The following is an 11,748-nucleotide window of genomic DNA, read 5'->3' as shown; positions in this document are numbered from 1 at the left end:
CGGTCGAATACGCGCCATGTGCGCGGTGCGGATGCATGAGGACGAGCTGGACATCGACCTGCCGCTCGTCGGCCGGCTGATCGCGGGGCGGTTCCCGCGGTGGGCGGGGCTGCCCCTGCGGCGCCTTGCGTCCTCGGGGACGGAGAACGCCATGTTCCGCCTCGGTGCGGACAAGGTCGTACGGCTGCCCCGGCATCCCCGTGCCGTCGAGGCCATCACCCATGAACTGCGCTGGCTGCCCCGGCTGGGCCCCGGACTGCCCGCCGCCTCGCCCGAACCCCTCGGGCAGGGCGGGCCCGGCGAGGACTTCCCCTGGCCCTGGTCGGTCTACGGCTGGCTGGACGGCCGCAACCCGGTGCCCGGCCGCCTCCAGGAACCCGTCCTGCTCGCCGAGGACCTGGCGGCCTACGTCTCGGCCCTTCGCCGGATCGACGCGTCGGACGGCCCGCTCGGCTACCGGGGGGTCCCGCTGGCGACCCGGGACTCCTCCATGCGGGAGGCACTCGCGCAGCTCGCGGGCCGGGTCGACACCGCGGCGCTGACGGACCTGTGGGAGGAGGCCCTGCGGGCCCCGGAGCACACTGGGCCGCCGGTCTGGGCGCACGGCGATCTGATGGCCGGGAACCTCCTGGTCACGGGCGGGCGGCTGAGCGCCGTGATCGACTTCGGCACGGTCGGCGTGGGCGATCCCGCCGTCGACCTGATCAGCGCCTGGTGCCTGCTGCCCGCCGGGGCCCGGGGCGTCTTCCGCGAGAGGGTGGGCGCCGACGCGGCCGAGTGGGCACGCGGCCGGGGCTGGGCCCTGTCGATCGCGGTCATCGCGCTGCCGTACTACTGGGAGACGAACCCTCCGGTCGCGGAGAACTCCCGGCACGTGATCCAGGAGATCCTCGCCGAGACGGCGTAGGGGCAGGACGCCCTCCTCCGAAGGCGTCCTGCCCCCGGGGGAGCGTCACTCGCCCGCGTACGCCCTGTCCAGGGCGGCGATGTCGAACTTGCCCATCGCCATGAACGCCTCGGTCACCCGGGCCGCCTTCGCCGGATCCGGGTCGGTGATCATGTCGTCGAGCCGGTCGGGGACGACCTGCCACGACACGCCGTACCGGTCCTTGAGCCAGCCACAGGGGCCGGGCTCGCCGCCGTCCTCGATGAGCTTGGTCCAGTAGTAGTCGATCTCCTCCTGGTTCTCGCAGAAGATCATGAAGGAGACCGCCTCGTTGAACGTGAACTGAGGTCCCCCGTTGAGTCCGAGGAACTTTTGGCCGTTGGCCGTGAATTCGACGGTCATCACGCTGCCGGCGGGCTGACGCGCTCCCTCGGGATAGCGCGCGACCTTGCCGATGCTGGAGTTCTTGAAGGTCGAGACGTAGAAGTGGGCAGCCTCCTCGGCCTGGCCGTCGAACCAGAGACATGTGGTGAAGCCGTCGGATGCCATGAGTTCCTCCCAAAGCGCGGATCGCTGTCATCTGTGTCGACCGGTCCTCGCCGCGAAACTCATCGGCCGGGCCTCGGCTCATTCAGGCGGCTGATGCACCTGTGCGATCCAGCATCCGGGGGAGGACGTCGTCGCCCTCACCGACGTGATGCGGTACCGGCGCCGAGCTCCAGCTGCCGCTGCGGCACGAGGCGGAGCGCACGGAGACCCTGGTGCGGTGGACGGAGTTCGACCGCGGCGGGCACTTCGCGGCCATTCAGGAGCCGGACCTGCCGGCCGGCGACGTGCGGGCGTTCTTCCGCCAGTTGCACGAGAAGGGCTGAGCCGCATGCTCTGCCGGTAGCGGATCTGCCCAGGGCAGAGAAAACGGCTGAGGGCATCGTCCGAGGTCAAGAGTGGAGTCGACAGCATGTCCCCGACCCGTCGCGGCACCGGTGCCACGACAGAGGAGAACCGATGACTCCACTCACGACGCTCGCTCCTCGGGCGGAGGAAGGCGACACCCCTCCGACCCGCTTCGACGACCATCTGGCCGCCCAGTTGCTCTCCCAGCGGATCGTGCTGCTGGGCACCCAGATCGACGAGGTCTCCGCGAACCGGGTCTGCGCCCAGCTGCTCGTCCTGTCCGCGGAGGACCCGCGCACCGACATCAGCCTGTACATCAACAGCCCCGGCGGCGCGGTGCACGCGGGCCTCGCCATCTACGACACGATGCGGCTCATCCCCAACGACGTCTCCACTCTGGCCATGGGCTTCGCGGCCAGCATGGGCCAGTTCCTCCTCAGCGTCGGCACGCCGGGCAAGCGCTACGCCCTGCCGAACGCGCGGATCATGATGCACCAGCCGTCGGCGGGCATCGGCGGCACGACCGCCGACATCGAGATCCAGGCGGAGAACCTGGAGTTCACCAAGCGGACCATCGAGCGAATCACCGCCGAGCACACCGGCCAGAGCCCGGAGACCATCTCCCGGGACGGCGACCGGGACCGGTGGTTCACGGCCGAGGAGGCGCGGGACTACGGCATGGTGGACCGGGTCGTGGAGTCCCTCACGGACGTCCGCCCGGCGGCCACCCGGCGCAGGATGGGGCTGCAGTAATGGGTACGTACACGATTCCGAACGTCGTCGAGCGCACCCCGCAGGGCGAGCGGTCCTACGACGTGTTCAGCCGGCTGCTGTCCGAGCGGATCATCTTCCTCGGCACCGAGATCGACGACGGCGTCGCCAACGTCGTCATCGCGCAGCTCCTCCACCTGGAGTCGTCGGCGCCGGAGGGCGAGATCTCGATCTACATCAACTCCCCCGGTGGCTCGTTCACTTCGCTCATGGCCATCTACGACACCATGACGTTCGTGCAGGCGCCGATCTCCACGTGCTGTGTGGGCCAGGCGGCCTCCACGGCGGCCGTGCTGCTGGCCGGCGGGGATCCCGGACGGCGGTTCGTGCTGGAGCACGCGCGCGTGCTGCTCGGCCAGCCGGCGGCCGGCGGGCAGCGCGGCATGGTGTCCGACCTGGCGCTCCAGGCCAAGGAGATGGTGCGGATCCGTTCCCAGGTGGAGGAGGTGCTGGCGCGGCACACCCACCACGACGTGGCGGCGCTGCGGGCCGACATGGACCGCGACAAGGTGTTCACCGCGCGGGAGGCGGTGGGGTACGGGCTGGCCGACGAGGTGCTCAGCCGGCGCCCCGTGAGGGTCTGAGGCGCCGGCCGGCCGGGCTCAGGCGGCCAGGCACATCCCGTCGCGGGACGACGTGGACGCCCCGCGACGGCTGCCGCCCGCGTACCGGGAGGTGACGCGGGTCAGTTCGCCCTGCGCCCTCGACAGCAGGTCACCGAGGCTCAGTCCGAGGGCGTGGGAGGCGGCCGCGAGGACCTCCGAGGAGGCTTCCTTGCGGCCGCGTTCCACTTCCGAGAGGTACGGCATCGAGATCCGCGCCTCATCGGCGACGTCCTTCAACGTGCGCTCCTGCGCGAGCCGTTCGCGGCGCAGGACGTCACCCACCAGGTGGCGCCAGAGCGGCTCCTTCGCTGCGGGGGCCGGGGGCGCCTGGCGCGGCGGGGCGCCGGCGGGACGCGCGCCGTGCGGGCGCAGCGGGAGGACTCGGGCTTTGTTCGGCACGTGGTTGCTCACCGCTCCAGCCTAGGAATCCAGGCCGTCGGAGAAAGGGCGCGGCGTTCCGCCGTGGGAGGAATCACCGGAACCTCTCAGTCCGCGGCGTCCGGTCCCCGCGTGGTTCCCGGGCCCGGGCCGTGCGCACGATGCTTGCCCGGCGACGGTCCCGTGGGAGAGCCTCAAGGGAGCGGAGCGGCCTGCTCCGCCCGTTTTTCGCCCCTGGAGGAATCGGAGGGCATGCTGTGCGACTGCCCGGGTACCCGCAACTCGGGAGTACCTAGGCAGATGTCCGCCGTGACGTTCGTGGGAGAGGTAATGGAGACCGCCGTGATCCGGTCGAAGGCACAGCTCGTCGAAGAGAACGCCGAGGCCAGCGCGGGTGACGGAGCACTGCCGGGAGTCGTGGACCCGCGATCCGTGGCCCCGCGGGACGCCAGGGAGCTGTCCCGCCAGTTCTTCCAGCGCCTGACGGAACTCGAAGAAGGCACGCACGAGTACCAGTACGCGCGCAACACCCTGATCGAGATGAACATGTCGCTCGTTCGGTTCGCGGCCGGCCGGTTCCGGGGGCGCGGCGACGACATGGAGGACATCGTCCAGACCGGCATGATCGGCCTGATCAAGGCCATCGACCGGTTCGAGCTGTCGCGCGAGGTCGAGTTCACCTCCTTCGCGCTGCCGTACATCGTCGGCGAGATCAAGCGCTTCTTCCGGGACACGACGTGGGCGGTGCACGTGCCGCGGCGGCTGCAGGAGCTGCGCGTGGAGCTGGCCAAGGCCCGCGAGGAGCTCGCCAGCCGGCTGGACCGCGAGCCGACGGTCTCCGAGCTCGCCACGCTGATGAACATCTCCGAGCGTGAGGTCGTGGAGGGACAGATCGCGGCGAACGGATACAACTCGTCCTCCCTGGATGCCGCGCTCACCGGTGACGGCCCCGAGGGCGGCGAGGCGGTCCTGGCCGACTTCATCGGCGTCGAGGAGGACGGGCTGCGGCTCGTCGAGGACTTCCACGCGCTCGCACCGCTCATGGCGGAGCTCAGCGAGCGCGACCGGCAGATCATCCACATGCGGTTCGTGGAGGAGGCCACCCAGGCGGAGATCGGTGAGCGGCTCGGCTGCTCCCAGATGCACGTCTCCCGCCTCATCAAGCGGATCATCACCCGGCTGCGCGAGGGCATGCTGGGCGAGCTGGGCTGCGCCTGACGCGGCCGACGGACCAAGGCCTGCGGGTCTCGTCCCCCATGCGGGAGTGGGGCGGCACCCGCGACGCTGTCCGGCACCGGATGACCCGCTGCACACGGCTTCGGGCCGGGGAACGCCTCGTCTCACCCGGGGGTGACCGGACCCCTCCGGACGGTCGGCCTCGCCCGGACACCTCATCCGTCGCAGCCATCGGACAGGGTCAGCACGGCGCGCACCCGCTTGCCCACCGGCACCCGCTCCACGCTGACCCGCTCCGCGAGCGCGTGGACGATCTCCAGGCCGTGCCGGCCGACGCGCTCGGGGTCGCGGGGGAAGATGCGGGGCAGCGCGGAGCTGCTGTCGTACACCGACACCGTCACCGACGTGTCCGTTCCCATGAGCTCCAGGATGTACGGGCCGTTGCTGTGCCGGTCGGCGTTGGTGATGAGCTCGCTCACGACCAGCAGCACGGCGCCGTCGAGGCGCTCGTCGATGCTTGCGCACCACTCGGTCCTGAGCTGGTCGAGAAAGAGCGCGGCGAAGGACCTCGCCTCGGCGATACATCCCTGCTCGCCGGAGTAGTGTGCCGCCCGCCGCAGCGGTTCCACGGGCACGTCGAAACCAGTCGGTATCACTGCCCCGTCCAGGTGGTCGATCATTCTTTTCTCTCTGGGAAGCCGGACTGGCCGGACGCTCTGCACCAGTGCTCGTACCCCGAGCCGGGCCGCACAGTCCTGCCAGGTGCTCGCCCGTCCGGTACTCCGGGCATTGTCCCCCGTCCGCGGGGCACCCGGAAGGAATCAGGACCGGTCGAAGGCGACCGGTCCGGAGCGCCGGAGGTGCGCGGTGGCCTGGTGGACATGGCTGATCGTAGCGATCGCGGCGATCGCCGCCGTCGCAATGGTGACGCTCGCCGTACAGGCGGGCCGGCGGTCCGGGACGGTCATCGCGGTCCGGCGCCGGCCCGGCGGGAAGGGCCTCCGGTGAACGAGCTCCTGGCGGCACGCACCCTGACGACCCTGCCGGTGGTCACCCTGGGCGGCGACGCCGTCGCCCAGATCAAGGACACCGTCTTCGACGCAGCGGCAGGGCGCATCACCGGCTTCACGCTCAGCGGACGCGGACTGCTGTCGGGGCCGCTGAAGCAGAGCCTGCCCTGGCCGGCGGTGCACTCGCTCGGCTCGCACGCGGTCATGGTGTCCGACGCCCGCGCGCTGCGGGACACGTCCGCCGTGGTGGCGCGCCGCGAGGCCCAGCAGGGCCGGGTGCTGCACGCGAAGGTACTGACCGACGAGGGTGCCGAGGTCGGCACCGTGCTCGACGTGATCGTGGAGAGCGGCACCAGCGGCCGGGTGGTGGGCTTCCGGATCGCCGCCGGCACCTCGCTTGTGCAGGGCTCCCGGCGCCGCCGCCACCGGGTGTACGTGCCGCGCGGCGAGACACTCGCCGTCTCGGGCCGGGCCCTGGTCATCCCGGCGGACGCCACCCGTTACGTCGCCGACGACCTGCCGGCCTTCGTCGCCCGGGTCGACGCCTTCCAGGAGGGACGGGAGGGGACGCCGTCGTGATGCTGTTCTCGCAGGCACGGGGCCTGCCGGTGCTGACGCTGACCGATGCGGAGGAGATCGGCGTCCTGAGGTCGCTGACGGTCGACGCCGTCTCCGGTGTGGTCACCCATGTCCGGGTGCGGGGCAGGCACTCCCGCAAGGAGTCGGTGCTCGCCTGGGGCGCGCTGCACGCCGTCGGCCCGGACGCCGTACTCGTGCGCACCAGGGCCGCACCGGCCGAGGTACCGCCGCACCACGAGCTGCCGGGCCTGAGGATCCTCACCGAGACGGGCGACGCGCTCGGCACGGTCCAGGACGTCGCGTTCGAACCGGAGACGGGCCGGGTCGAGGCGGTCGTCACCGCCCACGGCGACCTGCCGGCCGACCGGCTGCTCGGGCTCGGCGACTACGCCCTGGTGGTCCGTGCCTGAGTCAGGAGGCGGGAGCCTGGTCCGTCGTGCCGCCCCCGGTCTCGGTCCCCGTGCCGTTCCCCGTGCCGTTCCCGGTGCCGTTCCCGGTGCCGTTCCCGGACGGCGGTTCGGACTCCGACGTCGGCGGATCATCTGTCGTCGGCGGGTCCGACGAGGTCTGGGTGTCCGAGTCCGAGGTCGGCGGTTCGGTCGTCGGCGGCCCCGACGAGGTCGAGTCGGTCGGCGACGTCGGCGTCGTGACGCTCACCGACGGGGACGGCTCGTCCGGCTTCTCGGTCTTGCGGTCCTTCGTGCCGGTGTCGCCCTTCTGGCGCTCGAACCACTCGCCGTCGGCCTCACGGATGACGAAGACGGCGACCGGCTCCGGCGCGGGCGTCACCACGACGTTGTTCGACGACTTGTATCCCGGCCACGCGTCACCGGTCATCTTGGGCGCGCTCTGCTGGGCGACCGGCGGGGTCAGCGGGTTGCCGCACGCGCAGCGCACCCGCGGCACGCCGCGGTCGTCGACGAGGACGGCCGTACCGGCCTGGAGAACGGCCTGGTAGCGGGTGGGCCCGCCGTCCTTGAAGCCATGGTTGGTGACACGGGTGTCCATGCGCAGCTGCACGGGGGTGAGAGCGCGCAGGTACGCGGGGACGTCGGGCACGTCGACACGGACGACCGAGGCGAAGGCCCGCTGCTTGTCCGGAGCGCCCTGGAAGTACGTGATCTGCTTCTCCACGTCACAGCTGGCGACGTTGCGGGTGCCGCCGTACAGGCCGGGCGCTCCGCCCTGCACGCTCTGGACGGCGTTCCGCGGGGCCAGTTCGGTGGGCGAGGGCGAGACGGGCGGGGCGGAGCTCTGCTTCGCCGTCGACTCGGTGAACGGGTCCGGGCCGGTGTCGGCCGCGGGCTGCAGGAAGACCTCGCCCTGAGACGTACTGGTGCCGCCGTCCGACGCGCCGGTGCCGCCGCCGTCGGGCCGGGACAGCACCACGGCCAGGATCACGGCGGCGACGACCACGGTGGCGACGATCGCGACACGGGGTACCGATCCCCACCATGGGCGGCGCGGCTCCGGCGAGGAGCCTCCCCCGGTCGGCGGCTCGGAGGGCGGGCCGCCGCCCGACGGCGGCTGGGAGGGGCCCGACAGCGGGCCCGACGGAGGTCCTGTGGGGCGGCCGGACGACGGCGGTTCGACGCTCACGAGCTCTTCTTCCCGCGTGGGTTCTCTGCGGCCTTCCCACACCCGGAGTGATTGATCCCGGTATGTGCCGCTTTTTCATGACACATTCATTGTGTGCTCCGGGCCCGTACGCCCCGCAAGCCGACGCGGACGGACCTCTCCGGCGGGCGCCCGGCCCGGGTGCTGCTTAGCGTGACAGCGTGAGTTCGCGCACCCCCTCCGGCCTGGCAGGCACCTCCGGCGAGCGGGCCGTCGCCCGCCACGGCTGGGCGCATGCCCTCGTCACGGTGCTCGGCGGGCTGCTCGCCATGGTGGTGGTCGCCACGCTGGGACTGTGGGCGGCCGGGGCCGCGGACCTTCCCGACGGCGGGTTCGCCCCGGTGGTCGCGGCGACCGTGGTCACCGCCGTGGGCGGCACGGTGAGGCTCTCCGGGAGCGTGGGCGACCTCGCCGACACCCGGGCGGGTCTGACCGTGATCCCGTTGTCCGTCACGCTCACCGGGGCGCTGGTGATCGCCTGGGGGTTCCTGCGGCCGCTGCGTCATCGCGCGGTCGCCGGTGCCGTGGAGCTGGCCGGCTGGGCCGGCCGGGTGGCGGTGCTGTGGCTGCTCGCGATGATCGGTCTGACGCTCGCCGCCCGCCACACGTTCGACGTCTCCCTCGGGGACGAGACGCTCGACGAACTCGGCGACCTGTTCGGCGCCTCACCGAAGGTCGGTTTCACCACCGACGTCCCGCTGTCCGTCTTCGTCGGCCTGGTGTGGCTGGCCGGTGTCCTGATCCTGGCCCTGCTGGTCTCGCGCGGGGCACCGCTGCCCGCCGGGCTGCTGCGCTTCCAGACGTCGGTGCGGCCTGCCGCCTACGCGATGGTCGCCATGCTGCTCGCCTACGTCGTCATCGGTGTGGTGATCGCGCTGATCGTCGCGGCGACGCGGGGGCACACGGCCGAGACGTTCGCCGTGATCCTGCTCGGCCTGCCCAACGTGGTGTGGCTGGGGCTGACGATCGGCCTCGGCGCCACCTGGGACGGCAAGGTGGAGGGGCCGTTCGGGCTGCCCATGCCGCAGGTGCTGGACAAGGTGCTGCGCACGCCGGACATCTCCGAACTGAACCTGCGGACGCTCTCGGAGCACGACGGCCGGGTGTGGTTGCTGCTGGTCGTCGACGTCGTACTGCTGCTGGCCGCCGCGTTCGTGATGGCGGCCCGGTCGCCGGCCCGGGTGCGCCCCTGGCAGCACGCCGTGCACATGGCGGTCGCGCTCGTACTCACGGTGTTGATGATCTGCCTCGTGGGGCGCCTCTCCGCGCACTACGGGCTGTCCGTGCTCGGCATCGGCGACCTGGGCGGCGGCCTCAGGGGCGAACTGTTCCTGAGACCCAGGCTGTGGGGTGCCGTGGGCTTGGCCGTCCCGTGGGGGCTGGTCACCGGGTTCGCCGGGGCTCTGCTGGCCCGGCGCGTGCGACGGCGGGGCGACGTGGGCTCCCGCGGCGCGCGCTGACGCCGGGCGGCTACGTCTCTCGCGTCTGTTCCACGAACACCGGTTCGGCCCAGCGCGGCGGCGGCTTCGGCCGCTCCTCTCCCACGCCCGGCAGGTGCCGGTCCCCACGCGTCGGTGTCCGTGCGGCCCCGGCTCCGCCGCCGGTGGTGGCGGCACGCAGCGCGGCGACGAAGGCGAGGCAGGAGGGGTACCGGTCGTCCGGGTTCTTGGCGAGGGCCTTGGCGACGACGGGGTCCGCCTGCGCGGCGATGCCGGGCCGGGCCTCGGTCAGCGGCGGCGGGTCGTCGTACTGGTGGGCCCACAGCAGGGCCATGTCGTCGTCGCGGACGAACGGCGGGTGCCCGGTGAGGACCTCGTAGACGACGCAGGCGAAGCCGTACACGTCGCAGCGGGCGTCGACGGGCTTGCCGGAGATCTGCTCGGGGGCGACGTAGTCGAGCGTGCCGACGAACTGGCCGACCGTGGTGAAGCCGGTCAGCGACAGTGACTTCTTCGTCAGGCCGAAATCGGTGAGGTAGACGTGCTCGGGGTGGTCGCTGTCGGTGCCGCGGGACACCAGGATGTTGCCGGGCTTGACGTCCCGGTGCACCAGGCCGTGTTCGTGTGCGGCGTCGAGCGCGGACGCGACCTGGACAGCGACGCGGAGGGCGGTGGCGGGCGGCAGCGGGCCCTCGCGGTCGAGGAGGTGCCGCAGGTCGCTGCCGGCGACGTACCGCATGGCGATGTACAGCACGCCGTCCGTCTCGCCGGCCTCGAAGACCGGGACGATGTGCGGGTGGTCGATCGCCGCGGCGGCCCGGGACTCGTGGGTGAAGCGGCGCCGGAAGGTGTCGTTGCGGGCCAGCTCCGGGGCGAGCAGTTTGAGCGCGACGGTGCGCTCCAGCCTCAAGTCCCGGGCCCGGTAGACCACGGCCATGCCACCGCGCCCGATCTCCTGCTCGATCCGGTACCCGGCGATCTGCTGCCCGATCAGCTCGGAGGGCCGCCCCGAGAACAGGCTCGTCTCGCGGTTCAACGGCCGTCACCCTCGGGTGACACGACCCGGGTGGCCTCCCGCCGCCCCACGCCCCGCGTGGGCGGCGCCTCACCCGGACGCTCCGCCTCCTCGGCGCCCTCGGGGGACACGATACGCGCGGGCTCGGGGGCATCGGGGGACACGACCCGGGTGGGCTCGGGTTCGCTGGCCTGCACGACCCGCGTCGGCTCGGCAGCCCCGGGCGGCACGACCCCCGTCGGCTCGGGGGCATCGGGGTTGACGGCCCCTGTCGGCTCAGACGCCTCGGGCGGCACGACCCCGGTCGACTCGGCAAGGCCCCGGGAGACCACCCGCGTCGGCTCGGCAGCCTCGGAGTGCGTGGCCCCCGCCGGTTCCGCGGCCTCGGGAGAGACCAGTCGCCTCGGCTCAGACGCCTCGGGGGACACGGGACGCGTGGGCTCGGGGGCTTCGGGGGACACGACCCGGGTCGGCTCGGGAGCGTCCGAGGAGACCAGCCGAGTCGGCTCGGGAGCCCCCGGCGACCCGGTCCGGGGAGGCGCGGAGGCGCCAGAGGACACCGCCCGAGTCGGCGCAGGCGCCTCCGGCGACCCGTCCCGAGGCGGCACCGAAGCCTCAGGCGCTCCGAGGGCCCCGCCCCCCGCCGGTTCCGCGGCCCCGGGAGAAACCGCCCGATTCGGCGCATGCGCCTCGGGCGGCAGCGCCCCCGCCGGGTACGCGGCCTCGGGCGGGACCCCGCGCGTCGGGCCGGCGGGTGCGCCCCGCGCCGGTGGTGCGTCGGACGGGCCGGCCGCCGCAGAGCGGGGCGGCTCGCCGGGACCCTCGGGGGGCACCACCCGCGTGGGGGGATGCACGGGTGCCTCGGCCGGGCGGGACGGGTCCGGGTGGGCCCGGGGTGTCTCGTCCGTCGCGTACGTGGTCAGGCGGGTGCCGTCCGCGTACACCCAACGCCCGTGCGCGGCGTCGTAGAGCCACACGGACTCGCCGTCGACGACGACGCCGATCCGGGTGCCGCGGGTGCGGGTGCGGAAGGACTCCCGGTCGAGGCCGCCCGCGAGGTCCTCGACCGCCGACCGGTAGCGCGCCAGGGCTTCCTGCGCCCGGCTCAGCAGCGGACGCGGGTCCGCGGTGCGGGTGAGCGGCCCGTCGGCGGCGGGCGGATCCTGCGGTACGGCGACCAGGCGGCGGCCGTCGACCCAGGCCGACCAGCCGTTGAAGCACAGCACGTGCCCCCAGTCGCCCTGCCGTTCCAGCAGTTGCACCGGAAGCAGCGGATCGAGGTCCACCGTGGGCCAGGACGGGTCGGGCGCCTCCCAGGCGGGCATCCCGTGCTGGGGGACGACGTGCGTAGGCCGGAAGCCGGGAGTCGTCATAGCGC

At 72.7% G+C, this 11,748-nt stretch carries 13 protein-coding genes and 2 pseudogenes; 8 read left to right on the top strand and 7 right to left on the bottom strand.

What is annotated here, in order from left to right:
- Positions 1-16 precede the first annotated feature (16 nt).
- Positions 17-907: an aminoglycoside phosphotransferase family protein gene (locus ACZ5TL_RS16605; protein WP_468590437.1), complete on the top strand. Its 891-nt coding sequence runs from the start codon at positions 17-19 to the stop codon at positions 905-907.
- 45 nt (positions 908-952) lie between these two features.
- Here the strand turns inward: ACZ5TL_RS16605 and ACZ5TL_RS16600 are convergent, their stop codons facing one another.
- Positions 953-1,435 (bottom strand): VOC family protein, encoded by a 483-nt coding sequence (locus ACZ5TL_RS16600; protein WP_468590435.1) that lies wholly within the window; start codon positions 1,433-1,435, stop codon positions 953-955.
- Positions 1,436-1,596: 161 nt separating this feature from the next.
- On the opposite strand from ACZ5TL_RS16600, the pseudogene ACZ5TL_RS16595 reads away from it, so the two are divergent.
- The 3 genes and pseudogenes from ACZ5TL_RS16595 to ACZ5TL_RS16585 all read left to right on the top strand — a co-directional run.
- Positions 1,597-1,758, top strand: a pseudogene (locus ACZ5TL_RS16595) (epoxide hydrolase); the annotation flags it as partial.
- Positions 1,759-1,891: 133 nt separating this feature from the next.
- Positions 1,892-2,533, top strand: coding sequence for an ATP-dependent Clp protease proteolytic subunit (locus ACZ5TL_RS16590; protein ID WP_468590434.1), 642 nt, complete (start codon positions 1,892-1,894; stop codon positions 2,531-2,533).
- Entirely contained in the window at positions 2,533-3,135 is a 603-nt protein-coding gene (locus tag ACZ5TL_RS16585) for a ClpP family protease (protein ID WP_468590433.1), read from the top strand. The genes ACZ5TL_RS16590 and ACZ5TL_RS16585 overlap by 1 nt, the downstream gene beginning before the upstream one ends.
- An 18-nt stretch (positions 3,136-3,153) precedes the next feature.
- On the opposite strand, the gene ACZ5TL_RS16580 is transcribed toward ACZ5TL_RS16585, so the two are convergent.
- Positions 3,154-3,567, bottom strand: a complete 414-nt coding sequence (locus ACZ5TL_RS16580) for a helix-turn-helix domain-containing protein (RefSeq protein WP_468590432.1) — start codon at positions 3,565-3,567, stop codon at positions 3,154-3,156.
- 297 nt (positions 3,568-3,864) lie between these two features.
- Here ACZ5TL_RS16580 and ACZ5TL_RS16575 point away from each other — a divergent pair, with 297 nt between their 5' ends.
- The gene (locus tag ACZ5TL_RS16575; RefSeq protein ID WP_468590431.1) at positions 3,865-4,752 is read left to right on the top strand and encodes an RNA polymerase sigma factor SigF; all 888 of its coding nucleotides are present in this window, start codon (positions 3,865-3,867) and stop codon (positions 4,750-4,752) included.
- 173 nt (positions 4,753-4,925) lie between these two features.
- On the opposite strand, the gene ACZ5TL_RS16570 is transcribed toward ACZ5TL_RS16575, so the two are convergent.
- Together ACZ5TL_RS16570 and ACZ5TL_RS16565 are read right to left on the bottom strand one after the other, a co-directional pair.
- Entirely contained in the window at positions 4,926-5,390 is a 465-nt protein-coding gene (locus ACZ5TL_RS16570; RefSeq protein ID WP_468590430.1) for an ATP-binding protein, read from the bottom strand.
- Between the two features lie 141 nt (positions 5,391-5,531).
- Positions 5,532-5,678 (bottom strand): hypothetical protein, encoded by a 147-nt coding sequence (locus ACZ5TL_RS16565; RefSeq protein ID WP_468590429.1) that lies wholly within the window; start codon positions 5,676-5,678, stop codon positions 5,532-5,534.
- A gap of 36 nt (positions 5,679-5,714) precedes the next feature.
- Here ACZ5TL_RS16565 and ACZ5TL_RS16560 point away from each other — a divergent pair, with 36 nt between their 5' ends.
- Positions 5,715-6,299, top strand: a complete 585-nt coding sequence (locus tag ACZ5TL_RS16560; RefSeq protein ID WP_468590428.1) for a PRC-barrel domain-containing protein — start codon at positions 5,715-5,717, stop codon at positions 6,297-6,299.
- A complete protein-coding gene (locus tag ACZ5TL_RS16555) occupies positions 6,296-6,709 on the top strand; it encodes a PRC-barrel domain-containing protein (protein WP_468590427.1) in 414 nt (137 codons plus the stop codon). The genes ACZ5TL_RS16560 and ACZ5TL_RS16555 overlap by 4 nt, the downstream gene beginning before the upstream one ends.
- A gap of 1 nt (position 6,710) precedes the next feature.
- On the opposite strand, the gene ACZ5TL_RS16550 is transcribed toward ACZ5TL_RS16555, so the two are convergent.
- Positions 6,711-7,898, bottom strand: coding sequence for a DUF6777 domain-containing protein (locus ACZ5TL_RS16550; protein ID WP_468590425.1), 1,188 nt, complete (start codon positions 7,896-7,898; stop codon positions 6,711-6,713).
- Positions 7,899-8,077: 179 nt separating this feature from the next.
- Between ACZ5TL_RS16550 and ACZ5TL_RS16545 the strand changes: the two genes are divergently transcribed.
- A complete protein-coding gene (locus ACZ5TL_RS16545) occupies positions 8,078-9,376 on the top strand; it encodes a streptophobe family protein (RefSeq protein ID WP_468590424.1) in 1,299 nt (432 codons plus the stop codon).
- Between the two features lie 10 nt (positions 9,377-9,386).
- On the opposite strand, the gene ACZ5TL_RS16540 is transcribed toward ACZ5TL_RS16545, so the two are convergent.
- Together ACZ5TL_RS16540 and ACZ5TL_RS16535 are read right to left on the bottom strand one after the other, a co-directional pair.
- Positions 9,387-10,391, bottom strand: a complete 1,005-nt coding sequence (locus ACZ5TL_RS16540; protein WP_468590423.1) for a serine/threonine-protein kinase — start codon at positions 10,389-10,391, stop codon at positions 9,387-9,389.
- 794 nt (positions 10,392-11,185) lie between these two features.
- Positions 11,186-11,743, bottom strand: a pseudogene (locus ACZ5TL_RS16535) (hypothetical protein); the annotation flags it as partial.
- Positions 11,744-11,748: the final 5 nt, after the last annotated feature.

It is taken from the genome of Streptomyces sp. NPDC033136 (genome assembly GCF_055578235.1).
Note: the sequence above shows the minus strand (reverse complement) of the source record. Positions and strands in the feature narration are given on the sequence as shown.

Coding starts and splice junctions, on each gene's coding strand:
- ACZ5TL_RS16575 (WP_468590431.1), top strand. CDS start 3,865: ATGGAGACCGCCGTGATCCGGTCGAAGGCACAGCTCGTCGAAGAGAAC.
- ACZ5TL_RS16590 (WP_468590434.1), top strand. CDS start 1,892: ATGACTCCACTCACGACGCTCGCTCCTCGGGCGGAGGAAGGCGACACC.
- ACZ5TL_RS16605 (WP_468590437.1), top strand. CDS start 17: ATGTGCGCGGTGCGGATGCATGAGGACGAGCTGGACATCGACCTGCCG.
- ACZ5TL_RS16565 (WP_468590429.1), bottom strand. CDS start 5,678: ATGACCGTCCCGGACCGCCGGCCCGCCTGTACGGCGAGCGTCACCATT.
- ACZ5TL_RS16585 (WP_468590433.1), top strand. CDS start 2,533: ATGGGTACGTACACGATTCCGAACGTCGTCGAGCGCACCCCGCAGGGC.
- ACZ5TL_RS16600 (WP_468590435.1), bottom strand. CDS start 1,435: ATGGCATCCGACGGCTTCACCACATGTCTCTGGTTCGACGGCCAGGCC.
- ACZ5TL_RS16570 (WP_468590430.1), bottom strand. CDS start 5,390: ATGATCGACCACCTGGACGGGGCAGTGATACCGACTGGTTTCGACGTG.